Below are 20,875 nucleotides of genomic sequence, written 5' to 3' on the forward strand. Positions count from 1 at the left end.
TTCGCCTCTTTTCAGCCGTGTCGGGGAAGCCGAATGTTCAGCAAGAAAATGACCATCAAGGGGTTCGATGACGAACTTGCCGCCGCCATTGCCGCCGAAGAGGTTCGCCAGGAAGAACACATCGAACTGATTGCGTCAGAAAACTACGCCAGTCCGCGTGTTATGGAGGCACAGGGCAGCGTGCTGACCAATAAATATGCCGAGGGTTATCCGGGCAAGCGCTACTACGGTGGCTGTGAGCATGTCGATGTGGCCGAGCAGCTGGCTATTGACCGTGCCAAACAATTATTCGGCGCCGATTATGCCAATGTGCAACCTCACTCCGGTTCACAGGCCAATGCGGCGGTATACCTCGCGCTTTGCTCACCCGGGGACACCATACTCGGCATGAGTCTTGCCGATGGTGGTCACCTGACGCATGGTTCCAGAGTGAATTTTTCCGGCAAGGTGTTCAACGCTGTTCAATACGGTCTGAATACCGACACCGGCGAGATAGACTACGATCATATGCAGGCTCTGGCGCTGGAGCACAAACCCAAGGTTGTAGTGGCCGGCTTTTCCGCTTACTCACGCGTCGTGGACTGGGAGCGTTGTCGCAGGATTGCCGATTCCGTGGATGCTTTTCTGTTTGTCGACATGGCGCACGTTGCCGGCCTTGTTGCAACCGGGCATTATCCCAGCCCTGTCCAGATTGCCGATGTAACGACGACAACGACGCACAAGACCTTGCGTGGTCCACGTGGTGGTCTGATCCTCGCGAAGTCCAATCCGGATCTTGAAAAGAAGCTCAACTCACTGGTATTCCCCGGTATTCAGGGTGGTCCGCTGATGCACGTGATTGCTGCCAAGGCCGTAGCCTTCAAGGAAGCGTTGCAGCCCGGGTTCAAGGACTACCAGGGCGAGGTACAGGCCAATGCGCGTGCCATGGCGCAGGTATTTCTGGATCGTGGCTACAACGTTGTTTCCGGGGGTACCGACGACCACCTGTTCCTGGTCGATTTGATAGCCAAAGGTATCACCGGCAAGCAGGCGGATGCTTCGCTGGGTGCCGCAAATATCACTGTCAACAAGAATGCCGTACCAAACGATCCCCAGTCACCGTTTGTGACCAGTGGCATCCGTGTGGGCACGCCGGCTGTCACAACCCGCGGCTTCGGTGAAGCTGAAGTGTGCGAGCTGGCAGGCTGGATGTGTGACATCATGGACGATGTGGACAACGCCGATATCATCGAGCAGGTCAAAGCGAAAGTGCTGGATGTCTGTAAACGCTTTCCGGTGTACGGCTAGCCCGTTGCTCCACGGAGACTGACCACGCATGCGCTGCCCGTTCTGCGGAAACATGGATACCAAGGTCATTGACTCGCGTCTTGCAGGCGAGGGCATGCAGGTGCGTCGTCGCCGTGAATGCGTCGCCTGTGCAGACCGTTTTACGACCTACGAATCGGCTGAGCTGGTCATGCCGCACATTATAAAAAGTGACGGGACGCGCGAGCCGTTCAACGAGGAAAAACTGCTGACCGGTGTGTTGCGCGCGCTGGAAAAACGCCCGGTTAATACAGAAAGTGTGGAAGCCGGTATCAGTCGTATTCAACACCGCTTGCAGGCCTGTGGTGAGCGTGAGATCCCGTCACGCCAGTTAGGTGAATGGGTGATGGATGAATTGCGTAATCTTGACCAGGTCGCTTATGTGCGTTTTGCTTCGGTGTACCGCAGCTTCCAGGACGTAAGTGAATTCCGCGACGAGATCGAGCGCCTTGAGCAGGGGCCCACGCCGGAAGAAAAGCGTGACCAGATGCCGCTGCTGCCGGATGAAGAGGAAAACACGCCTGATGCCTGAGGCGTCGCCGGTGGATACAGCCGTATTCGATGCAGCTGATCATGCCTTTATGGCCGAGGCCGTGCAGCTGGCCTGCCGTGGTATTTACAGTACACATCCGAACCCGAATGTCGGCTGTTTGATTGTTGCCGGAGGTGAAGTGCTTGGGCGTGGCTGGCACCGCCGTGCCGGTGAGCCGCATGCTGAAGTATATGCCCTGCAAGAAGCGGGTGAGCGTGCCCGCGGAGCAACGGTTTATGTGACGCTGGAACCCTGCAGTCATAGCGGGCGCACACCACCTTGCGCAGACGCACTGGTCGAGGCCGGTGTGGCGCGCGTTGTTGTCGCTATGCAGGATCCGAATCCGCAGGTGGCCGGTCAGGGTATCGAGCGTTTGCGCAAGGCCGGGATAAGCGTTGAATCCGGCTTGCTGGAAGCGCAGGCGCGTGAGCTGAACCCCGGTTTCATTTCGCGCATGGAGCGTGGACGGCCCTGGTTGCGGGTGAAGCTGGCTGCCAGCCTCGATGGTCGCACCGCCATGGCATCGGGTGAGAGTCGGTGGATCAGTGGCCCGGAAGCTCGACAGGACGTGCAACGCTGGCGGGCACGAAGCTCTGCGGTCATGACGGGCACAGGTACTGTTATATCCGATGATCCATCGCTGAATGTACGGCTGGAGGCCTCGCAGTTATACGGCGTGGAACCGCTGCGCCAGCCCTGGCGCGTGGTGCTGGACAGCCAGCTGCGCCTGTCACCCGGGGCAAGGCTATTGTCATTGCCGGGTGAAACGCTGGTGATGACGGTGAGTGAGAATACCGCAGCACGCAGTGCGCTGGAGAAGGCGGGTGCTACGGTTTGCCTTGTTGAGGCGCACAACGGTCAGCCGTCACCACAAGCCGTGCTGGCAGAGCTGGCAGCGTGTGAAATGAACGAAGTGCTGCTCGAATGCGGCCCGACACTGGCGGGAGCATTTATGGCTGCCGGGCTGGTTGATGAGTTGGTGCTGTACCTTGCGCCACACCTGATGGGTGATGGGGCGCGCGGCCTGTTTCATCTGCCCGGGCTGGAAAAGATGCAGGATCGTATTGCTTTACAATGGCAGGATATGCGCAAGGTCGGCGATACACTACGGCTAACCCTGCGGCCTGCACGGGATTGACAGGACAGGCGAACACATAACATGTTTACCGGTATCATACAGGCAGTCGGTGAAGTCGCCGCCCTGCAGCCAAAGGGCGATGACCTGCGTTTACGCATACGTACCGGCAAGCTTGCACTCGACGATGTTGCCATTGGTGACAGCATTGCCACCAGCGGTGTATGTCTGACAGTCGTGGACTTGCCCGGGGACGGTTTCTGGGCTGATGTGTCCGCTGAAACCCTGGCCTGTACCCGCGCCGGTGAATTAAAAACCGGCGACCGGGTAAACCTGGAAAAGGCACTGACACTTTCCACCCCGCTGGGAGGGCATCTGGTCAGCGGTCATGTCGATGGCCTCGGTGAAGTTATATCGCGGCACGAAGACGGGCGCTCGGTGCGCTTTCACATGCGCGCACCGGATAACCTGGCGCACTATATTGCCGCCAAGGGCTCGGTGTGTATCGACGGTATCAGCCTGACCGTCAATGCAGTTGACGGTGCCGGGTTTGAGCTGAATATCGTGCCGCACACACTGGCAGAAACTACCATGGGTGAGCTTCGGCCCGGACAAACGTTCAACCTGGAAGTGGATATTATTGCCCGTTACCTGGAACGCCTGCTGCTTGGCCAGCGTGCCGCACAACCGGGCCACGAAGGGATAACGGAAGAACTTTTACAACGTTGCGGTTTTACGGGCGCAGCAGACAGGTAAAACCGGTTTATGAAACTGAACAGCATCGAAGAGATTGTCGAAGATATCCGTGCAGGCAAGATGGTTGTCATCATGGATGACGAGGACCGTGAGAATGAGGGCGACCTGCTGATGGCTGCCAGTCTCGTCCGGCCGGAAGATATAAACTTCATGGCAACGTACGGGCGCGGCCTGATCTGCCTGACGCTGACGCGTGAACGCTGCCGGCAACTGTCGTTACCACTGATGGTGGCCGACAATCAGGCGCAGCTGGCAACGAATTTTACTGTATCCATCGAAGCGGCCGAGGGTGTGACAACCGGAATTTCCGCCTATGACCGGGCGCGCACCGTCGAGGCGGCAGTCAAGCGGGAGGCCAAACCGCAGGACATTGTCCAGCCAGGCCATATTTTTCCATTAATGGCCCAGCCGGGCGGTGTGCTGACACGCGCCGGTCATACCGAGGCTGGATGTGACCTGGCCCGTCTGGCGGGACAGGAACCGGCGGCGGTGATTGTCGAGATTCTCAATGAAGACGGCAGCATGGCACGCCGCCCGGACCTTGAGAAATTTGCCGAAACGCACGACCTGAAAGTCGGCACCATAGCTGACCTGATCCACTATCGAATTGCCAACGAGAAAAGTGTTGAACGGGTGGCGGAGTGTAATTTGCCGACCGCGTGCGGGACGTTCCGCCTGTATGCCTACCAGGATATCGTCAATGAAGGACTGCATCTGGCGCTGGTGAAGGGCGAGGTTTCACCCGATAGTCCTAGCCTGGTGCGTGTGCACGTACAGAATGCGCTGGGTGACCTGTTCGGTGCACAGATGCAGGACATTGGCTGGCCATTACGTGATGCGATGCATCGTATCAATGAAAATGGTCAGGGTGTCGTTGTTGTGCTGGGGCAGCACGAGACACCACGCGACCTGGTGCAACGTATCCGAAGCTATGACGAGCACGAAAAATCCGGCGAAGCGCTGAAGCACGAAGAACAGCACGAGCTTCGTACCCACGGCATCGGTGCACAGATTCTGGCCGACCTCGGTGTGCAGAAGATGCGCGTGTTGAGTGCACCCAAAGTGGAACACGGTCTGTCCGGTTTCGGGCTGGAAATTGTCGAATACGTCGACGACCGGAAATAAATTCAAACATTGAAATGCGGAGTGACTGTCATGAGTGGCATCCAGGAAATTGAAGGTAATCTTAATATTCGTAACGCGCGCATTGCGCTACTGGTGGCGCGCTTCAACAGCTTTGTTGTGGAAAGTCTGCTGAGCGGTGCAATTGATACACTGAAGCGCCACGGCGCGGAAGACAAGGATCTGACGATTGTCCGCGTGCCGGGGGCTTTCGAGATGCCACTGGCCGCGAACCGGCTTGCAGCCAGCAAACGTTACGACGCCATTATTGCGCTGGGCGCGGTTATTCGTGGTGGAACACCTCACTTCGAATACGTCGCCGGTGAATGTACCAAGGGACTTTCCAGTGTGTCGATGAAACATGATATTCCGGTGACCTTTGGCGTGCTCACCGTGGACAGTATCGAACAGGCTATCGAGCGTGCCGGCACCAAGGCAGGCAACAAGGGTGACGAGGCAGCCATGTCCGCTATCGAGATGGTCAACGTGCTGCGCGAGATCGGTCAGTAAAGCGTATGAACCAGCCCGCAAAACCCCAGGCTGCACAACGTACCCGTGCGCGCCGGCTTGCCATGCAGGCGCTTTACCAGTGGGATATGTCGGATAACAACCTGTCAGACATCGAAGCCCAGTTCGTTGAAGAAGAGGGCTTTGAAAAAGCCGATGCCGATTATTTCAACGAGCTGTTGCACAGGATACCGGCAAAACTCGATGAAGTTGAAGCGGCTTTCGCGCCATATCTCGATCGCCCGGTAAAAGAAATAGATCCTGTCGAACGCGCGGTGTTACGCATGGCAAGTTATGAGTTGATGACCCGTATTGACGTGCCGTACAAGGTTATTATTAACGAGGCGGTTAACCTCACCAAAAAGTTCGGTGCCGAGCAGGCACACAAGTATGTGAATGGCGTGCTGGACCAGACCGCACGCAAGTTACGCGCCGTGGAGCACCCCCAGGGTGAAGGTGGGAGCGGGTTGCTGAAAAAGTAATGCGCTCCTTCAATCTGCCTTGAATGTCGGGCTCAACACTACCATGCCGCTACCCAGGCACTGGAGCTGGATATGAATAAAGCCGAAGCCGCCATCCGTGGCCTTGTTGAGCTTGCCGATATCGAAATCAACGGCAGCCAGCCACACGACATCCAGGTAAATGACACGCGTTTCTACCAGAAACTGTTGAGTGGCGGAGCGCTTGGCCTTGGTGAAACCTACATGCAGGGCCTGTGGGACTGTGAAGCACTTGATGTCCTGATTTACCGCTTACTACGGGCAGACCTTGAGCACGCCATTTCGCCGCTGAAACTGCTGTGGCCTGTTATCTGGTCAAAACTGGTTAACATGCAAAGTCATAACCGGGCGTTCCGTATCGGCGAGCGTCACTACGACCTGGGTAATGATCTTTACGAACGCATGCTCGACCCGCGCATGACCTATACCTGTGGCTACTGGAAAGATGCCGATAACCTGAGCGATGCACAGGAAGCCAAACTCGACCTGGTATGCCGCAAGGTTGGCCTGGAACCCGGTATGCGGGTACTTGATATCGGTTGTGGCTGGGGCAGTTTTGCCGGCTTTGCGGCCGAACGTTATGGCGTCAAGGTGGTCGGCGTGACGGTTTCCCGGGAACAGATTGCATATGGACAGGAACGCTACAAGGATCTCGATGTTGATCTGCGCTTGCAGGACTATCGCGATGTCAATGAGCATTTCGACCGTATAATCTCAATCGGCATGTTCGAACATGTTGGCCCGAAAAACTATCGCACCTATATGAAAATGGTGGAGCGTTGCCTGGAAGATGATGGCCTGTTTCTGTTACACACCATAGGTACAAACACGCGAGCCACGGATGTTGATCCCTGGACCAATAAATACATTTTCCCAGGTGGTGTACTTCCCGTCCCGGAACAGATCGACAAGGCGGTCAGTGGCGTATTCATCATGGAAGACCTGCACAATATGGGCACCCATTATGACCCGACCCTGATGGCGTGGATGGCGAATATCGATGAGCACCGGGAGCAGCTTGACAGCCTTGGCTATGACGACCGTTTCTATCGCATGTGGCGCTATTTTCTGCTGTCATCAGCCGGTTCGGCGCGGGCGCGCCGAAACCAGCTGTGGCAAATTGTTTATAGCAAGAAAGGAGTGGAGGGCGGTTATACGTCTATCCGCTAACCTCTGCCGGCCTGTGGCTGCCTCTGCCTGGATTTGGCACGCGCTGCAGGTGCTTTATGCCGGCCACTGCCCGGTCTTTTGGACGCGCCGTTGCCACGATTACGGTTGTCACCCTGGTGCCCCTGTCTGGAGTGGCCCTTGCCATTACGACCGTTCTGGATCGGTTCTGCCTTGATGCTCGGGTCCGGCTCATAGCCTTCCAGTACTTGTTTCGGGATTTCGCGCTTCAGTAACCGCTCGATGTCTCGCAGCAATTTGTGCTCGTCGATGCATACCAGAGAAATGGCTTCGCCTTCGTTGCCGGCACGACCGGTACGGCCAATACGATGCACGTAATCTTCCGGGACATTGGGCAGCTCGTAGTTCACTACATGCGGCAACTGGTCTATATCCAGCCCACGCGCAGCAATGTCGGTGGCAACCAGTACGCGCACGTCACCGCTCTTGAAGCCGGCCAGCGCTCGCGTACGTGCCCCCTGGCTTTTATTGCCGTGGATTGCGGCAGCAGTCAGCCCGTCTTTTTCAAGTTGTTCGGCAAGACGGTTGGCGCCGTGCTTGGTGCGGGTGAAGACCAGCACCTGTCGCCAGTTGCGTGAGCCGATCAAAAAGCTCAACAACTCGCGTTTGCGCAGCTTGTCGACAGGATAGACTTTCTGTTCGATACGTTCGGCAGTGGTGTTGCGACGCGCCACTTCTATCAGTTCGGGGTTGTCGAGCAGACGGTTGGCGAGTTGCTTGATCTCATTGGAGAAAGTGGCAGAGAACAGCAGTGTCTGACGATGATGTTTATCGGGTAACAGGGCCATCACTTTACGGATGTCGTGAATAAAGCCCATATCGAGCATGCGGTCTGCTTCATCGAGCACCAGGATTTCGACCTGTGACAGATCAACTGTTTTCTGGCTGACATGGTCCAGCAGGCGTCCCGGTGTCGCCACCAGAATATCGACACCGCGGCGCAGTTTCTCGATTTGCGGGTTGATCTTGACTCCGCCAAAAATGACGGCCGATTTCAGCGGCAGGTGACGGCCATAGGTCTGCACGCTTTCAGCGACCTGGGCGGCCAGTTCCCGTGTTGGCGTCAGCACCAGTGCGCGCACCGGGCGGCGACCTTTGTCAGCAGGGCTGCTGCTGAGACGCTGCAGCAGAGGCAGGGTAAAGCCGGCTGTTTTACCGGTGCCGGTTTGCGCACCGGCCAGGACATCCTTGCCTTCGAGTACGACAGGAATTGCATTGCTTTGAACAGGTGTAGGTTCGCTGTAGCCCTGCTCGCTGATCGCACGCAGGAGTTCGGCCGACAGGCCGAGGGTATCAAATGACATTGGGGTAATAACTCCAGTCTTGCCCTCCCATAGGCAGCATTGGCTGGCGGGAGCCGGTTCGGGCTGGATAAAGGGATTCTTGCTTGCGGGAGGCCCGGTAAAGCGGGCAAACGGCTCAAGACATTCCGGCAGCTTTTCATGGCCGCTCAAATGGGTGCTAACCGGTCAGGCACCCGGAATGCGGTTATTCTACCAGAAATTTGTGTTGGGCGGGAATTTTGATTATGAGGGAAGGCATACAGGTCCGTATAATGGTTCTGATGTTGCATTTGCCGGGATAACAATGCGTCTGAAACAGATCTGGGTTGATGCCGATGCCTGCCCTAAAGTCATCAAGGAAATACTGTTCCGTGCTGCAGAGCGGACGGGTGTGCCATTGATGCTGGTAGCCAACCAGCCACTGCAGGTTCCAAAGTCCCGCCACATTCGCGCTATCCAGGTCGGCGCCGGTTTCGATGTAGCCGATAACTATATCGTAGCGCATGCCGAAGTCGGTGATCTGGTGATAACAGCGGATATTCCACTGGCGGCTGAAGTCGTCGCGAAAGCGTGCCGTGCGCTGAATCCGCGTGGTGAGCTTTATACGGAAGAGAATATTCGTCAACGTCTCAATATGCGGGATTTCATGGACACCCTGCGCAGTAGCGGGATTGATACCGGCGGGCACGCATCCTTCAGTCAGGCCGACCGCCAGGCATTTGCCAACCAGCTGGATCGATTGCTCGCGAAGCCGGGCTAGAGCGGCGGTAAACTTGACAGGATGGTAAACCTGTAGGTTGCTTAACCCGTGGATGTCTAAAGTATTTTTCTTGTCGGTCGATGACTTGTGGTGGGTAACTCTGAGGAAATAGCAGGGGTTAGTAGTGGCCGACAGGAAACCGGGAAAATGGCTTGATCTGAATACCTTGAGCGGCCGGTATCTGGTTGTGGCACTGGCAGTCGTGATTGTTGTTACCCTGTCAGTCGGCTGGGCGGTATGGATGCTGGGCAAGGCGACGCAGTCTTCCACCAGCAGCCTGCAGCTGCGAAACAATATCCAGTCCCTCGGCACTGCTATACGCAGTTCAGTCTGGCAGACTAATTTTGCCCTTCAGAGGTACATGATTTCGCCATCGGATGATATTCAGAAACAAGTACTCCAGGAAATCAGGGAAGCCAGGGAAAAAGCTGCCGAACTCGCAAAAATTCAATCTGGTAGCCAGGGAAGTGCAGAGAAGGCCATACAACTCAAAGAGAAACTTGGCAAGCTGCAGCTGCAGCTTGACCATTTGATGGAAATTCGAAACGACCCGCAGCAGCTACATCCGGCCATGCACCTGATGTCTGGTTTCATGCTGCCAGCCAATGACGCGTTTGTGACGGCAGTTAACCTGGCGCTCTCGGAACTCGTCAGCGATAACAGCAATATTCTCGCATCACAGGAGTTTCTTCTGCTGAACGGGGTCCGTGACCGCTGGCGGCAAATGATCGGTTTTTATCGAGTGATGGTGGCCAACCGTTTCGGGGCATTTACAGCCAGTCAGGAAGGTATGGCCAGGCAGTCATACAATGTCAGGTTACTCTACCAGCAGATCAGGGAGAACCTCCGACAACTCACCAAAATGGATGTAAGCGGTGATCTTGGTTTTCAGACCAGTGATGCACTTGCGGTGATGCGGCTAAATTCCGAAAACTGGTATGAATACTTTCAGAAAGTCAGTGCCATGTACTCTTCTGATGACTGGCGCACTGATTTGCCCTTTTTACGGGATATTGTGCAGCCATTATTTGATAATATCTGGCAGGCATTACTGGCGGTAGAGCTGGCGGTTGAGAAAAAATCCAATCAGCAAGTTGATCAGCTGAGAACAGCCGGCAGAACGGTGAGTGTGACCCTGTGGGTGCTCGCCGGATTGCTTTTTGTCCTGGTGATTAGCGGTTATACCGTGCTGGACCGGATACTCCTCGGCCCTATAGCGCGTATCTCCCATGCCTTGTCGCTGGATGTCGATGTTAAATCCGATCGACCTTTCGAAGTGCCGGAGGCCAGGACACGGGAAATACAACAGCTGGTTACAGCATTTGAAAATATGCGCAGCGATGTGCAGCGCCGCCGCCTGGCACTGGAATACCAGTCTTTGCACGACAGCCTGACCGGCTTGCCGAACCGGGCTTATCTGCTTGAAGAGCTGACCGAGACATTGAAAAAGGCAAGCCGGCTTGACCGGAATGTTGGTCTGATGATAATGGATCTGGACCACTTCAAGGAAATTAACGATACGCTCGGCCATCCGGTTGGTGACCTGATACTGCAGGCCGTTTCAAAGAGATTATCCGAGGCTATTGGAGACTGCGGTTTAACGGCGCGCCTGGGTGGTGACGAATTTGCGGTCATCCTTCAGTGTACCAACCAGGGTGATTGTGCCAGGACATCTGTGGCTATCGCCAGGGCGCTGGAGAAGGAATTCCAGGTTGGTGGTCACAAACTCTATGTCGGTGGTAGTGTGGGTGTGGCTATCTACCCCAAAGACGGGATCGATGTATCGGTTCTGATGCGCCATGCAGATGTTGCCATGTATACGGCAAAACATACCGGGAAACGCACGGTATTTTATGATGATACCCAGGATGAAAACAGCTTGCTGCGTTTGCAGCTGGTCAAGGATCTCAAGGATGCCATAAGTAATGACCACCTCGATCTTCATTTCCAGCCAAAAATAAACCTCGTTAATCAGTCGGTCAGTTCTGTGGAAGCCTTGTTGCGTTGGGAGCACCCTGAACATGGCATGGTGCCACCGGGACGGATTATTCCCATGGCTGAGCAGACCGGTGTTATCCAGCAATTGACGCGCTGGGTACTTGCGCGGGCTTTGCGGCAGTTGTCAGACTGGCGCAGAGATGGCATTGATATTGGTGTGGCGGTAAATCTTTCAGCTTATGATCTGCGTGACACCACTTTGCCGGAAGTGGTGCATGGTCTCTTGACCGAAACCGGTACCCATCCGGAACAGTTGACACTTGAAGTTACAGAGAGTGCCATGATGTCTGACCTGAACAATGCAGCACAGCTGTTGTCGCGCATCAAGGAAATGGGGGTCAGTATTGCAATCGATGACTTCGGCACAGGTTTTTCCTCATTGTCTTACCTGAAAAAACTGCCGGTCAAGGAACTTAAAATCGACAAGTCTTTTGTTATCAACATGGGCCATGATGAGAACGATGCCATGATTGTGCATTCCACTATTGATCTCGCGCATAATCTGGGCCTCACCGTGGTCGCAGAAGGTGTTGAAAGCAGGAAGGTGCTGGAACAATTACAGTCTCAAGGCTGTGATCTGGTCCAGGGTTTCCATGTGTGTAAACCCTTGCCTGCGGTCAAGCTGGGAGGCTGGCTTCGTGAAATGTCACACAGGGTTACGGCGTTACACAAAGCCGGAGATGTTGCATAAATCCGGTAGCCCGGACTGGACAGTTTTGCCTGATCAGCTAGAATTATCCTCACCGTACTCGCCTCTGCTGGGGGCCGAGATGTCGTCCTGGAGGGCATACCGTGCACGTACCGGACAAGATCGAGCACCTTATAGAGTCACATCGTGACGAGAAAGAAGTCGGGCTGTGGTTATTCTCGCTTATCCCGCTGGGTGTGGCATTCATTTTCTTCTTTATTTTTCTTCTGCCGATGGACTTGCCGAACAAGGATATTATCCTGGTCACAGGTGCTGGTGCAGGTGCTGCTGGCTTACAGGGCTACTGGATACAGCGAGGCTGGCGGCGAGAGGAAGGACTCACCATTTTGCTCGGCTTGATTGGCCTGATAGCTGTTTCAGTTTTCGTATGGGCCTATATTAACTTCCTCGGGGAAATCGTGCGCAGTATTTTCAAGGGCTGGGCCGCCTAGAGTCTGCCCATGCTGTCCGACCAGATCTGGGGTCTAGTCTGAAAAAGCGATACGATCTTCAAGTGCTTCAAGTGCTGCTCGCGCACAGCTCTCGTCCTTGTCGCCACCGGGTGCACCACTGACACCGACTGCACCAGCCAGGTAACCACCAACAATGATCGGTAGCCCGCCCTTTAACATGATGAGGCCATCAATCTGGTTCAGCTCGTTACGGATATCAGAGCGGTTTTCTACCACAGCACCACTTTCGGTGCCGCCCATGATGACCATGTTGGCTTTGCGTTGTGAAATATCCAGGGTGAACCGGGGTGCAGCATCATCGCGCAGTGCCGCACGAAGTGAGGCATCCTTGTCAACAACGACAGCGCTGACCTGGTAACCGGCCTTGCGGCAGGCAAGTACTGCCTCGTTGACAACATCCCGGGCCAGTTCCATACCGATGGTGCGTTGTACCAGAATATCGGCGGCCCATGTGCTTGTGCTGCCAAGCATGAGGGCAAGCAACAGGCTGTTCCCTGAACGTGGTATGTAGTGTGGCATGGTACTGTCTCCCTGGCTGAATTGGGGTGAATTATCCCGCGTTGTGCACGTAGGCCACAAGTGCCGCGGATGCTAGACTGTGTCTTTGAATTTGCGAGGTGTGTTCGGTGCCTGATTGTGGTTGCGAGACAGAGATCAATGACAGGGAGCAAAGCCGGATACTGGCCAGATCTGGCGAAACAATTTCCTGATGGTTTCTGAGTTCGAAATTATTCACCGGTTTTTTCAGCGTGAGCTGGCCGCACCGGGTGTGTTGCTGGGTATCGGTGATGATGCCGCAATACTGATGCCGGATGCGGGAAGTGCGCTGGTGGTGGCTGTGGATACGCTGGTTGCCGGTCGCCATTTTCCCGATCAGACCGATCCGGTCAGTATTGGTCATAAAGCCCTGGCCGTTAACCTCAGTGACCTCGCTGCAATGGGCGCGCAGCCGCGCTGGGCGACACTGGCGCTGACCCTGCCGAAAGCTGATGAAGCCTGGTTGTCCGGGTTTGCTGAAGGCTTTTTTGCGTTGGCAGACCGGTTTCATGTGGCGCTGGTGGGTGGGGATACCACGCGCGGTCCACTTTCGATGACGGTGCAGGTACAGGGGCAAGTCGATGCCGCCAGGGCACTGCGACGTGATGCAGCAAAACCCGGGCAACATATTTTTATTACCGGCACGCCGGGTGATGCGGCATTTGCCTTGCAGCAGTTACAGGCAGGTGAAGCAGTTGAAGCAGCGTTGCTTGCCCGCCTGAACCGGCCGGAGCCAAGAATTGCCCTGGGTATGACACTGGCGGGTGTTGCCGAGGCGGCGATTGATGTGTCCGACGGGCTACTGGCTGACATTCAGCATATGCTGGATGCCAGTGCTTGTGGTGCACAGATAAATGTTGATGCCATCCCGCGTTCACAGGCATTACTGTCACTGGATGTTGAGTCTGCGCTGACCTGCCAGCTGAATGGCGGGGATGATTACGAATTATGTTTTACCGTAGATGCTGATCGTGTTGAGCAGGTATACCAGGCAGCAGAAGATAGCGCGGTATCTATTGCAGAAATCGGTATTATCGAGCCACAACCGGGTATTCGCTGTGTGCACGAGGACGGTTCGCCCTGTACGCTGAAGGTCGGGGGTTTCGATCATTTCGCAAACAACCATGACTGAGCGCATCGATACACGGAGGGTTTTTTCCGATCCTGTTTTGTGGCTGGCATTCGGCTTCGGCTCAGGGCTCTCGCCACGTGCACCGGGAACAGCCGGTACGCTGGTGGCGGTCCCCTTGTTTCTGCTATTGGATCAGTTGAGTTTCGCAGGATATTTGACGGCAACAGTGCTTATCTCGCTGGCCGGCGTATGGATCTGTCAACGTGCATCACAAACACTGGGCGTTCATGACCATCCCGGTATCGTCTGGGATGAATTTGCCGGTTACCTGGTCGCTATGATAATGGCCCCCGAGGGCTGGACCGGTATCCTGGCCGGGTTTGTATTGTTCCGGTTTTTCGATATATGGAAGCCCTGGCCGATTGGCTGGGTTGATAAAAAAGTGCACGGTGGCCTCGGTATCATGCTGGATGACATACTGGCGGGCCTGATGGTGGTTGTGGTGCTGTGGGTTGCCAAGCTGGTCGTCTGATTTATTCTGGAAGCCTGGAGTATTTGCTGATACGGCATTTCATATGGAAATATTTTCTGCATTACTGTTCTCACTGGCGCTGATAGCGGCCTCGTTTGCTATCAATCGCTATTTGATAGGTGGACGGCTGGTTATTGATGGCTACCGGCTTGCGTTGACAGCATCGGCGGTTCTCCTGCTTGCGGTCGTGGCTGAATCGCTGATCAATCCGCTTTACGAGCAGTTGTTTGGTGGCAAACTGTGGGAATACCGGGTCTTTCCGCTACACGACAGCAACGTCTCGGCGCTGGCCGCTTTCGTGTGGACTGCTTACGGCGTACACCTCTACTTTACCGGTCAGTCTCTGGATCTGAAGCTGGGAGGTCGCTGGAGCAGCACCGGTACCAAGGCTCTGATTGTCAGCTTCGAGGCACCTTTTGTCTTTGAGGTTAGTGGTAATCTTCTGTTTCTGCAGCTGATGAATAACTATTATGCGTATTATCTTCCCTCCGATGTCTATCACCTGACATCTTTCCGGGTAGTGCCGGTTTATATTTTCTGCATCTTCTTCGGCATGGTAATACTTAAACTGCTGGAGCAGTTGCCGCGTTACCGGATGCTGCCTCCGGCGCTGTTTGCGGGCGGGATTGCCTACCTGTTCGCAGGAGCGACCTGAGAACGTTTGCAACAATCAACTGTCGACCAGTTGATCCTTTTCCTTGTCGCGTTCGATCAGCGCATAGGCCGAGTGATTGTGTATGGACTCGAAGTTTTCTGATTCCACGATATAGGCGCTGATACGGTCATCTGTATTCAACGCAGCGGCGATATCCCGCACCATGTCTTCCACAAACTTCGGGTTGTCGTAGGCTTTTTCCGTGACGTATTTTTCATCCGGGCGTTTGAGCAGGCCGTAGAGTTCACATGAAGCCTGGCCCTCGACCATGTCGATCAGTTCCTCTATCCAGACAAAATCACGCGTGGTAGCGGTGACTGTTACGTGTGAACGCTGGTTATGTGCGCCGCGCTCCGAGATTTTTTTCGAGCAGGGGCAAAGGCTGGTGACCGGTACGATGACCTTGATTTTCATTTTTGGTTTACCGTCGGAGATTTCCCCGATAAAGGAAACCTCGTAATCGAGCAGGCTTTGTACACCCGATATCGGCGCGGTTTTGTTGATGAAATAAGGGAAGCTCATCTCGATGTGACCGGCTTCGGCTTCCAGACGTTCGGCCATTTCGCCGAGCATTTCCTTGAACGACTCGACGCCGATTTCGCGCTCGTGCAGGTTGAGAATTTCCACGAAGCGTGACATGTGTGTACCTTTGAAATTGTGCGGCAGGTTCACGTACATGTTGAAATTGGCAATGGTGTGCTGTTCGCCTTCGCTGCGGTCTTTTACCCGCACCGGGTGGCGAATGTCCTTGATGCCGACCTTGTCGATGGCGATGTGGCGGGTGTCAGCGCTGTTCTGTACGTCAGCAATGGGGTTGTTGACGGTGGCAGCCGTTGATTTACTCATGATTCATCCTCAGCGTAACGCACGCAGGCGCGTTCAGTTTCCCATAGCGTGACAGCATGAACGCGGATGCTTTCGTTGTTCAGTTGCGCCGACAGTTCCTGGTAAAAATATGCGGCGATGTTTTCAGCTGTCGGGTTAATGTCAGTGAATGGCTCCAGATCATTCAGGTAGCGATGATCCAGTTTGGCCGCGATGTCGCGGGTGGCCTGTTTGATGACCTTGAAGTCCACGCCCATGCCCATCTTGTCCAGCGAACTGGCGCGAACTTCGGTTTCGACTTTCCAGTTGTGGCCATGCATACGCGCACAGGCGCCCGGGTACTCACGCAGAGTATGCGCAGAGGCGAAGTCCGTAACAATTTTCAGGGTATAACAGGCGGCCACACTAATTCCTGACTGAAAAGGTAGGATTTTAGTCGACCGCACGCAGCGTTGCAATTCGTGCCGCCAGTTCCCGCTGGATCCTGTGGTAAATACTGTCGCTATCCAGGCCACATTCGGCGAGCTGCTCCTCACGACTGGCGTGCTCAATGAAATGATCCGGAATTCCAAGGTGAGTCAAGGGGATAGTGATGTCGTGGGCAGCCAGGGATTCGGCTACTGCGCTACCGGCGCCACCGCTGATAGCGTTGTCTTCCAGTGTTACCAACATGCGGTGGTTAGCCGTCAGCTCACATACACAGGCTTCGTCCAGAGGCTTGATAAAGCGCATATTGACTACGGTGGCATCCAGTTTTTCCCCGGCTTCAAGCGCTGCGGTCAGTGTGCTGCCGAAGGCCAGCAGGGCCACATCCTTACCTTTGCGGCATACCTGCGCCTTACCGATTTCCAGGGTATCCAGGTCGGAATCGACCTCCACGCCCGGCCCGGTACCCCGCGGGTAACGCACGGCTGCTGGCCCCTCATGCCTGAAACCGGTCGACAGCATCTTGCGGCACTCGTTTTCGTCAGCTGGTGCCATCAGCAGCATGTTGGGGATGCAGCGCAGGAAACTCAGGTCGAAATTACCCGAGTGGGTCGGCCCGTCCGCCCCGACCAGTCCACCCCGGTCTATGGCGAACAGAACGGGCAGGTTTTGCAGGGCGACATCGTGGATCAGTTGATCGTAGGCACGCTGCAGGAATGTGGAGTAGATCGCGACCACCGGTCTGATACCTTCACAGGCCAGTCCGGCAGCCAGGGTGATACTGTGTTGCTCGGCAATACCGACATCAAAGTAACGATCAGGGAACTGTTCGGAAAATCCCACCAGCCCGGAGCCTTCACGCATGGCCGGTGTAATACCGACCAACTTGTCATCGGCAAGGGCCATGTCACAGATCCAGTCCGAGAATACGCGGGTGTAGGTTTTCCCCGTGGGAGTGCCACCACCCTGACTTTCGCCCGTTTCAGGATCAAATTTGCCAATGCCGTGAAATTTGCAGGGGTTGTTTTCTGCCGGGGCATAGCCTTTGCCCTTGCGGGTGACAACGTGCAGAAGTTGCGGGCCATTCAGTTGGCGCACATTGCGCAGGGTGGTAACAACTGCGTCCAGGTCATGGCCGTCGATAGGGCCAATATAATTGAAGCCAAGTTCTTCAAACAGGGTGCCGGGTATAACCATGCCCTTCATGTGTTCTTCGGCACGTCGCGCCAGCTCCCATACGGTGGGCATTTTCTGCAGGACTTTTTTACTGCCTTCGCGCATGGTGGCGTAGGTGCGACCGGACAGAATACGCGCCAGGTAATTGGACAGGCCACCGACATTGGGCGAAATCGACATGTCGTTATCATTCAGTACCACCAGCAGATTGGCATCCAGCGTACCGGCGTGGTTAAGCGCCTCGAAGGCCTGACCGGCCGTCATGGCGCCGTCACCGATAATGGCGGCTACACGCCGGTTGTTGCCTTCCTGTGTAGCGGCAATAGCCATACCCAGTGCGGCGCTGATAGAGGTGCTGGAATGCCCGACTCCAAAGGCGTCGTAAGGGCTTTCATCGCGCTTGGGAAACCCGGCCAGCCCGCCTTTCTGGCGGATACTGCTCATCTGCTCCCGGCGGCCGGTGATAATCTTGTGCAGGTAGCTCTGGTGGCCCACATCCCACACCAGCTTGTCATCCGGCGTATTGAAAACATAGTGCAGTGCGAGTGTCACTTCCACCGTACCCAGGTTGGCCGCCAGATGGCCACCGGTGGACGACACCGATTCAATCATGAACTGGCGGGATTCACGCGCCAGTGCGCGTAACTGGGCCATGTCAAGGAGGCGCAGATCTGCGGGTGAGTCGATCTGGTTCAACAGGCTGTTTGGGTCTACAGTTTTCATGCAACGCTGGACGGCAGGGAAGCGGTCAATTATCGGTGTTGACGGGCTGCGAGGCAAGCAAATCGACCTGCTTCAGGTGCTCCGTTCGACAATATATTGTGAAATCCAGCGCAACGGATCGGCGTTTTCGTCCAGATCGGACAGTGCCTCGAGAGCGGCACTGTGCAGCTCCTGGGCGCGTTCGCGGGCCCCTGCCAACCCCAGCAGGGCGGGGTAGGTGGGTTTGTCCAGGGCGCGATCGGCACCCGCCTGCTTACCCAGTTGCTCGGTATTGCCGGTGACGTCAAGTATGTCATCCTGCACCTGGAAGGCCAGTCCGATGTACTTGCCATAGTGGTCGAGCGCGCGTGTCAGGGTTTCGTCGGCATTCTCAGCGCATAGCGCACCCAGCAGCACAGCAGCACGTATCAGCATACCGGTTTTGTGAATGTGCATATCTTCCAGTTCGGCGATACCCAGCGTTTTGCCCACAGCCGCCAGGTCTATGGCCTGCCCGCCGACCATACCGCGCGAGCCGGAGGCCAACGCGAGGCGTTCGATCATGGCCAGTCTCTGTGGTGCCGGTATACCACCCATGTCCGCGTGGGACAGCAGGTAAAAAGCCTGGGCCTGCAGGGCATCGCCGGCCAGTATGGCTTCCGCCTCACCAAATGCTTTGTGGCAGCTGGGTTTGCCGCGGCGCAGGTCATCGTCGTCCATGGCCGGCAGGTCATCGTGTATTAAAGAATATACGTGGATACACTCGATGGCACAGGCGGCGACATCGAGTTGTTTGCCGCGGGCGCCCAGCGCATGGCCGGCGGCATACACCAGTACCGGGCGAATACGTTTTCCACCATCAAGCACGGCATAACGCATGGCGGCATGCAGCTGTGTCGGGAGTGTATCCGTATCGGGCAGGAATTGCCGGAGCGCTGCTTCAACGCGTTGCTGGCAGTCAGCCAGAAAGCTGTCCAGGTCAGTCAGGGTCTGTGTCACTTTGGAAAGGCTCAAGCGCTGCCTGGCCATCCTTTTCCAGCAGGATTTGTACTTTTTGTTCGGCTTCTTTTAACGCGGTCTGGCAGGCACGAGTGAGTTGTACGCCGCGCTCGAACTGTTTCAGCGACTCATCGAGGCTCAGGTCACCCTGTTCCATTTGTTCGACCAGGCTTTCCAGCTCCGCGAGGGCTGTTTCAAAGTCAGGCATTTTCTTGCTGCGTTTTGCCACGTCGGCTCTCCGTTATCCGGGAGCGTACGTTACAAGTGCGGGTCGGGAAGGTCAAACATGCCCGCCATGTCACCCACCCCCTCCCGGATCTGTTCCGTGTATGCCCAATGAAAGACCACCTTTGCCCATAACTTGCCCCTCGGCAATATCCCGTGTCAAAGCGGGCACTGCATCTCAACTATCAATCAGCAGGTGCCCGAAATAGGCGAATATGCCGATCATGACACCTGTGAAAAGCTGGGCGTGAACCAGGTAGGAGAGTTTCTTTAACTCTATTGGCGAATACCGCCATGTAAGGAACATGCCAAATAACCCTTGCCAGATGACCAGCGCCAACACAGCCGGAAAGAACAAAACCCGCATAGGTGCGGTTCCCATCAGTGCAATGTGCAACAGGATAATTGCCACTGTTGCGATTCCGACGTAGACGTGGGTTCTATCTAAAAAACCCAGTAAATGCTGGAAAAGCGATGCGGTGGCGGGTGGGGAATAGTCCGGAAGCAAGCGCTTTGCAAGCGCGCCTTTGCCCATCACCAGTTTCAACAGGGTGCGCGCGTAAATAAACAGCAACGCCCATAACCCGGCCTCGCCAAAGCTCTCTCCCATCTCGCTGAGAAATGTTTCGCGCTCAGGTATTGGCGGATAGACTGTATAGACATATACGAAATACACAATCGACGCGAACAGGACGATCGCGGTGTAAATCAAAATATCCTTGAAACTCCTTATCATCTGTAATCTGCCACAAAAGTTCAGGTGCCGGCTGGCTTACCCGGGTATCCTGGATCGTCGGCGCTGCCGGGCATAAAAGCGGGTCACCGGTGAGTCGAAAAACACCGACAAGTCAACACTAACACCTGTATTATGGTGCGTGAATAAGCAATTGACAGACACAAGATACTGAGCTAAATTCTTCCCCAGTTTAGATTCAGTCTAAATAGCGACACGAACGATTTTTTCATCTATCCGGAGGCACCAAACATGGACCTGAAAGGAAGTAAAACCGAAGACAATCTGAAAGCTGCATTTTCCGGCGAGTCTCAGGCTAACCGTCGTTACCTGTATTTTGCAGCCAAGGCTGACGTTGAGGGTTATAACGATGTTGCTGCTGTGTTCCGTTCCACTGCCGAAGGTGAAACCGGTCACGCCCACGGTCACCTGGAGTACCTGGAAGCGGTGGGTGATCCGGCAACCGGTCTGCCGATCGGCGGCACCAGCGATAATCTGAAGGCGGCTATTGCCGGCGAGACTCACGAGTACACCGATATGTACCCGGGGATGGCCAAGGCTGCACGTGATGAAGGTTTTGACGAGATTGCCGACTGGTTTGAGACTTTGGCCAAGGCCGAGCGTTCACACGCCAATCGTTTCCAGAAGGCGCTGGACGCACTGGACGACTGATGGCTGTGTCTGCTGCCGGTTTCTGATGAAGAAACCGGTAGGGCCGGGAACACCCTCCTGGTGTTTTCCCGGCCCGATTTCCCTCCCGGCGCTACGCGCCGGTGCGGGGAGCCCCGAATTTTCTGGCCCGCCCC

The 20,875-nt window shown here is 55.4% G+C and carries 23 protein-coding genes; 15 read left to right on the forward strand and 8 right to left on the reverse strand.

Annotation, left to right across the window (positions count from 1 at the left end; all coding sequences use genetic code 11):
• Window positions 1-33 precede the first annotated feature (33 nt).
• From glyA to cfa, 8 genes are read left to right on the forward strand one after another with little or no spacing between them, the layout of a single operon-like run.
• Window positions 34-1,287, forward strand: a complete 1,254-nt coding sequence (glyA, locus tag DFR30_RS03230) for a serine hydroxymethyltransferase (protein ID WP_132971303.1) — start codon at window positions 34-36, stop codon at window positions 1,285-1,287.
• A 28-nt stretch (window positions 1,288-1,315) separates the two neighbouring features.
• Window positions 1,316-1,837 carry a transcriptional regulator NrdR gene (nrdR, locus tag DFR30_RS03235; RefSeq protein WP_132971304.1) on the forward strand — a complete coding sequence of 174 codons (522 nt, stop codon included), beginning with the start codon at window positions 1,316-1,318 and terminating at the stop codon, window positions 1,835-1,837.
• Complete coding sequence (ribD, locus tag DFR30_RS03240) at window positions 1,830-2,975, forward strand: bifunctional diaminohydroxyphosphoribosylaminopyrimidine deaminase/5-amino-6-(5-phosphoribosylamino)uracil reductase RibD (RefSeq protein WP_132971305.1); 1,146 nt, start codon at window positions 1,830-1,832, stop codon at window positions 2,973-2,975. Before nrdR ends, ribD begins: the two co-directional genes overlap by 8 nt.
• Window positions 2,976-2,996: 21 nt before the next feature.
• Window positions 2,997-3,668: a riboflavin synthase gene (locus DFR30_RS03245; protein ID WP_132971306.1), complete on the forward strand. Its 672-nt coding sequence runs from the start codon at window positions 2,997-2,999 to the stop codon at window positions 3,666-3,668.
• A 9-nt stretch (window positions 3,669-3,677) separates the two neighbouring features.
• On the forward strand, window positions 3,678-4,793 hold the full coding sequence (ribBA, locus tag DFR30_RS03250) for a bifunctional 3,4-dihydroxy-2-butanone-4-phosphate synthase/GTP cyclohydrolase II (protein WP_132971307.1): 1,116 nt from the start codon (window positions 3,678-3,680) through the stop codon (window positions 4,791-4,793).
• Between the two features lie 30 nt (window positions 4,794-4,823).
• Window positions 4,824-5,300: a 6,7-dimethyl-8-ribityllumazine synthase gene (gene ribH, locus DFR30_RS03255; RefSeq protein ID WP_132971308.1), complete on the forward strand. Its 477-nt coding sequence runs from the start codon at window positions 4,824-4,826 to the stop codon at window positions 5,298-5,300.
• Window positions 5,301-5,305: 5 nt separating this feature from the next.
• On the forward strand, window positions 5,306-5,779 hold the full coding sequence (gene nusB, locus DFR30_RS03260) for a transcription antitermination factor NusB (RefSeq protein ID WP_132971309.1): 474 nt from the start codon (window positions 5,306-5,308) through the stop codon (window positions 5,777-5,779).
• A 60-nt stretch (window positions 5,780-5,839) separates the two neighbouring features.
• Window positions 5,840-6,967, forward strand: coding sequence for a cyclopropane fatty acyl phospholipid synthase (cfa, locus tag DFR30_RS03265; RefSeq protein WP_279386912.1), 1,128 nt, complete (start codon window positions 5,840-5,842; stop codon window positions 6,965-6,967).
• Here cfa and rhlE read toward each other — a convergent pair.
• Window positions 6,964-8,289: an ATP-dependent RNA helicase RhlE gene (rhlE, locus tag DFR30_RS03270; RefSeq protein ID WP_132971311.1), complete on the reverse strand. Its 1,326-nt coding sequence runs from the start codon at window positions 8,287-8,289 to the stop codon at window positions 6,964-6,966. The two genes, cfa and rhlE, sit on opposite strands and share 4 nt — an antisense overlap.
• A 283-nt stretch (window positions 8,290-8,572) precedes the next feature.
• On the opposite strand from rhlE, the gene DFR30_RS03275 reads away from it, so the two are divergent.
• The 3 genes from DFR30_RS03275 (at window position 8,573) to DFR30_RS03285 (ending at window position 12,166) form a co-directional block, all read left to right on the forward strand.
• Complete coding sequence (locus DFR30_RS03275; protein ID WP_132971312.1) at window positions 8,573-9,028, forward strand: YaiI/YqxD family protein; 456 nt, start codon at window positions 8,573-8,575, stop codon at window positions 9,026-9,028.
• Between the two features lie 124 nt (window positions 9,029-9,152).
• Window positions 9,153-11,717 carry a putative bifunctional diguanylate cyclase/phosphodiesterase gene (locus DFR30_RS03280; RefSeq protein WP_132971313.1) on the forward strand — a complete coding sequence of 855 codons (2,565 nt, stop codon included), beginning with the start codon at window positions 9,153-9,155 and terminating at the stop codon, window positions 11,715-11,717.
• Between the two features lie 101 nt (window positions 11,718-11,818).
• Window positions 11,819-12,166, forward strand: a complete 348-nt coding sequence (locus DFR30_RS03285) for a hypothetical protein (RefSeq protein ID WP_132971314.1) — start codon at window positions 11,819-11,821, stop codon at window positions 12,164-12,166.
• A 33-nt stretch (window positions 12,167-12,199) separates the two neighbouring features.
• Here DFR30_RS03285 and DFR30_RS03290 read toward each other — a convergent pair whose 3' ends face one another.
• The gene (locus tag DFR30_RS03290) at window positions 12,200-12,706 is read right to left on the reverse strand and encodes a GlcG/HbpS family heme-binding protein (protein ID WP_132971315.1); all 507 of its coding nucleotides are present in this window, start codon (window positions 12,704-12,706) and stop codon (window positions 12,200-12,202) included.
• A gap of 190 nt (window positions 12,707-12,896) precedes the next feature.
• Between DFR30_RS03290 and thiL the strand changes: the two genes are divergently transcribed.
• The 3 genes from thiL to DFR30_RS03305 are packed head-to-tail and all read left to right on the forward strand — an operon-like array spanning window position 12,897 to window position 14,983.
• Window positions 12,897-13,856 carry a thiamine-phosphate kinase gene (gene thiL / locus DFR30_RS03295; protein WP_132971316.1) on the forward strand — a complete coding sequence of 320 codons (960 nt, stop codon included), beginning with the start codon at window positions 12,897-12,899 and terminating at the stop codon, window positions 13,854-13,856.
• Complete coding sequence (locus tag DFR30_RS03300; protein ID WP_132971317.1) at window positions 13,849-14,328, forward strand: phosphatidylglycerophosphatase A family protein; 480 nt, start codon at window positions 13,849-13,851, stop codon at window positions 14,326-14,328. The genes thiL and DFR30_RS03300 overlap by 8 nt, the downstream gene beginning before the upstream one ends.
• Window positions 14,329-14,371: 43 nt before the next feature.
• Entirely contained in the window at window positions 14,372-14,983 is a 612-nt protein-coding gene (locus tag DFR30_RS03305) for a hypothetical protein (RefSeq protein WP_132971318.1), read from the forward strand.
• Between the two features lie 15 nt (window positions 14,984-14,998).
• On the opposite strand, the gene folE2 is transcribed toward DFR30_RS03305, so the two are convergent.
• From folE2 to DFR30_RS03335, 6 genes are all read right to left on the reverse strand, one after another.
• Window positions 14,999-15,829: a GTP cyclohydrolase FolE2 gene (gene folE2, locus DFR30_RS03310; RefSeq protein ID WP_132971319.1), complete on the reverse strand. Its 831-nt coding sequence runs from the start codon at window positions 15,827-15,829 to the stop codon at window positions 14,999-15,001.
• Entirely contained in the window at window positions 15,826-16,212 is a 387-nt protein-coding gene (gene queD / locus DFR30_RS03315; RefSeq protein ID WP_132971320.1) for a 6-carboxytetrahydropterin synthase QueD, read from the reverse strand. The genes folE2 and queD overlap by 4 nt, the downstream gene beginning before the upstream one ends.
• A 28-nt stretch (window positions 16,213-16,240) precedes the next feature.
• On the reverse strand, window positions 16,241-18,133 hold the full coding sequence (gene dxs, locus DFR30_RS03320) for a 1-deoxy-D-xylulose-5-phosphate synthase (RefSeq protein ID WP_132971321.1): 1,893 nt from the start codon (window positions 18,131-18,133) through the stop codon (window positions 16,241-16,243).
• Between the two features lie 72 nt (window positions 18,134-18,205).
• On the reverse strand, window positions 18,206-19,126 hold the full coding sequence (gene ispA / locus DFR30_RS03325) for a (2E,6E)-farnesyl diphosphate synthase (protein WP_243640665.1): 921 nt from the start codon (window positions 19,124-19,126) through the stop codon (window positions 18,206-18,208).
• Window positions 19,092-19,319 carry an exodeoxyribonuclease VII small subunit gene (locus tag DFR30_RS03330; protein ID WP_341539301.1) on the reverse strand — a complete coding sequence of 76 codons (228 nt, stop codon included), beginning with the start codon at window positions 19,317-19,319 and terminating at the stop codon, window positions 19,092-19,094. The genes ispA and DFR30_RS03330 overlap by 35 nt, the downstream gene beginning before the upstream one ends.
• Before the next feature lie 195 nt (window positions 19,320-19,514).
• Window positions 19,515-20,072, reverse strand: coding sequence for a hypothetical protein (locus DFR30_RS03335; protein ID WP_132971324.1), 558 nt, complete (start codon window positions 20,070-20,072; stop codon window positions 19,515-19,517).
• 249 nt (window positions 20,073-20,321) lie between these two features.
• Between DFR30_RS03335 and DFR30_RS03340 the strand changes: the two genes are divergently transcribed.
• Window positions 20,322-20,741, forward strand: coding sequence for a rubrerythrin family protein (locus DFR30_RS03340; RefSeq protein ID WP_132971325.1), 420 nt, complete (start codon window positions 20,322-20,324; stop codon window positions 20,739-20,741).
• Window positions 20,742-20,875 lie beyond the last annotated feature (134 nt).

Origin of the sequence: Thiogranum longum (assembly GCF_004339085.1) — a bacterium.
In the GTDB taxonomy this organism is placed as follows: Bacteria; Pseudomonadota; Gammaproteobacteria; order DSM-19610; family DSM-19610; genus Thiogranum; species Thiogranum longum.

What these genes read in the sequence shown, in the direction of transcription:
- glyA (WP_132971303.1), top strand. Translation starts at nt 34, where the DNA reads ATGTTCAGCAAGAAAATGACCATCAAGGGGTTCGATGACGAACTTGCC.
- nrdR (WP_132971304.1), top strand. Translation starts at nt 1,316, where the DNA reads ATGCGCTGCCCGTTCTGCGGAAACATGGATACCAAGGTCATTGACTCG.
- ribD (WP_132971305.1), top strand. Translation starts at nt 1,830, where the DNA reads ATGCCTGAGGCGTCGCCGGTGGATACAGCCGTATTCGATGCAGCTGAT.
- DFR30_RS03245 (WP_132971306.1), top strand. Translation starts at nt 2,997, where the DNA reads ATGTTTACCGGTATCATACAGGCAGTCGGTGAAGTCGCCGCCCTGCAG.
- ribBA (WP_132971307.1), top strand. Translation starts at nt 3,678, where the DNA reads ATGAAACTGAACAGCATCGAAGAGATTGTCGAAGATATCCGTGCAGGC.
- ribH (WP_132971308.1), top strand. Translation starts at nt 4,824, where the DNA reads ATGAGTGGCATCCAGGAAATTGAAGGTAATCTTAATATTCGTAACGCG.
- nusB (WP_132971309.1), top strand. Translation starts at nt 5,306, where the DNA reads ATGAACCAGCCCGCAAAACCCCAGGCTGCACAACGTACCCGTGCGCGC.
- rhlE (WP_132971311.1), bottom strand. Translation starts at nt 8,289, where the DNA reads ATGTCATTTGATACCCTCGGCCTGTCGGCCGAACTCCTGCGTGCGATC.
- DFR30_RS03275 (WP_132971312.1), top strand. Translation starts at nt 8,573, where the DNA reads ATGCGTCTGAAACAGATCTGGGTTGATGCCGATGCCTGCCCTAAAGTC.
- DFR30_RS03290 (WP_132971315.1), bottom strand. Translation starts at nt 12,706, where the DNA reads ATGCCACACTACATACCACGTTCAGGGAACAGCCTGTTGCTTGCCCTC.
- thiL (WP_132971316.1), top strand. Translation starts at nt 12,897, where the DNA reads ATGGTTTCTGAGTTCGAAATTATTCACCGGTTTTTTCAGCGTGAGCTG.
- DFR30_RS03300 (WP_132971317.1), top strand. Translation starts at nt 13,849, where the DNA reads ATGACTGAGCGCATCGATACACGGAGGGTTTTTTCCGATCCTGTTTTG.
- DFR30_RS03305 (WP_132971318.1), top strand. Translation starts at nt 14,372, where the DNA reads ATGGAAATATTTTCTGCATTACTGTTCTCACTGGCGCTGATAGCGGCC.
- folE2 (WP_132971319.1), bottom strand. Translation starts at nt 15,829, where the DNA reads ATGAGTAAATCAACGGCTGCCACCGTCAACAACCCCATTGCTGACGTA.
- dxs (WP_132971321.1), bottom strand. Translation starts at nt 18,133, where the DNA reads ATGAAAACTGTAGACCCAAACAGCCTGTTGAACCAGATCGACTCACCC.
- DFR30_RS03330 (WP_341539301.1), bottom strand. Translation starts at nt 19,319, where the DNA reads ATGCCTGACTTTGAAACAGCCCTCGCGGAGCTGGAAAGCCTGGTCGAA.
- DFR30_RS03335 (WP_132971324.1), bottom strand. Translation starts at nt 20,072, where the DNA reads ATGATAAGGAGTTTCAAGGATATTTTGATTTACACCGCGATCGTCCTG.
- DFR30_RS03340 (WP_132971325.1), top strand. Translation starts at nt 20,322, where the DNA reads ATGGACCTGAAAGGAAGTAAAACCGAAGACAATCTGAAAGCTGCATTT.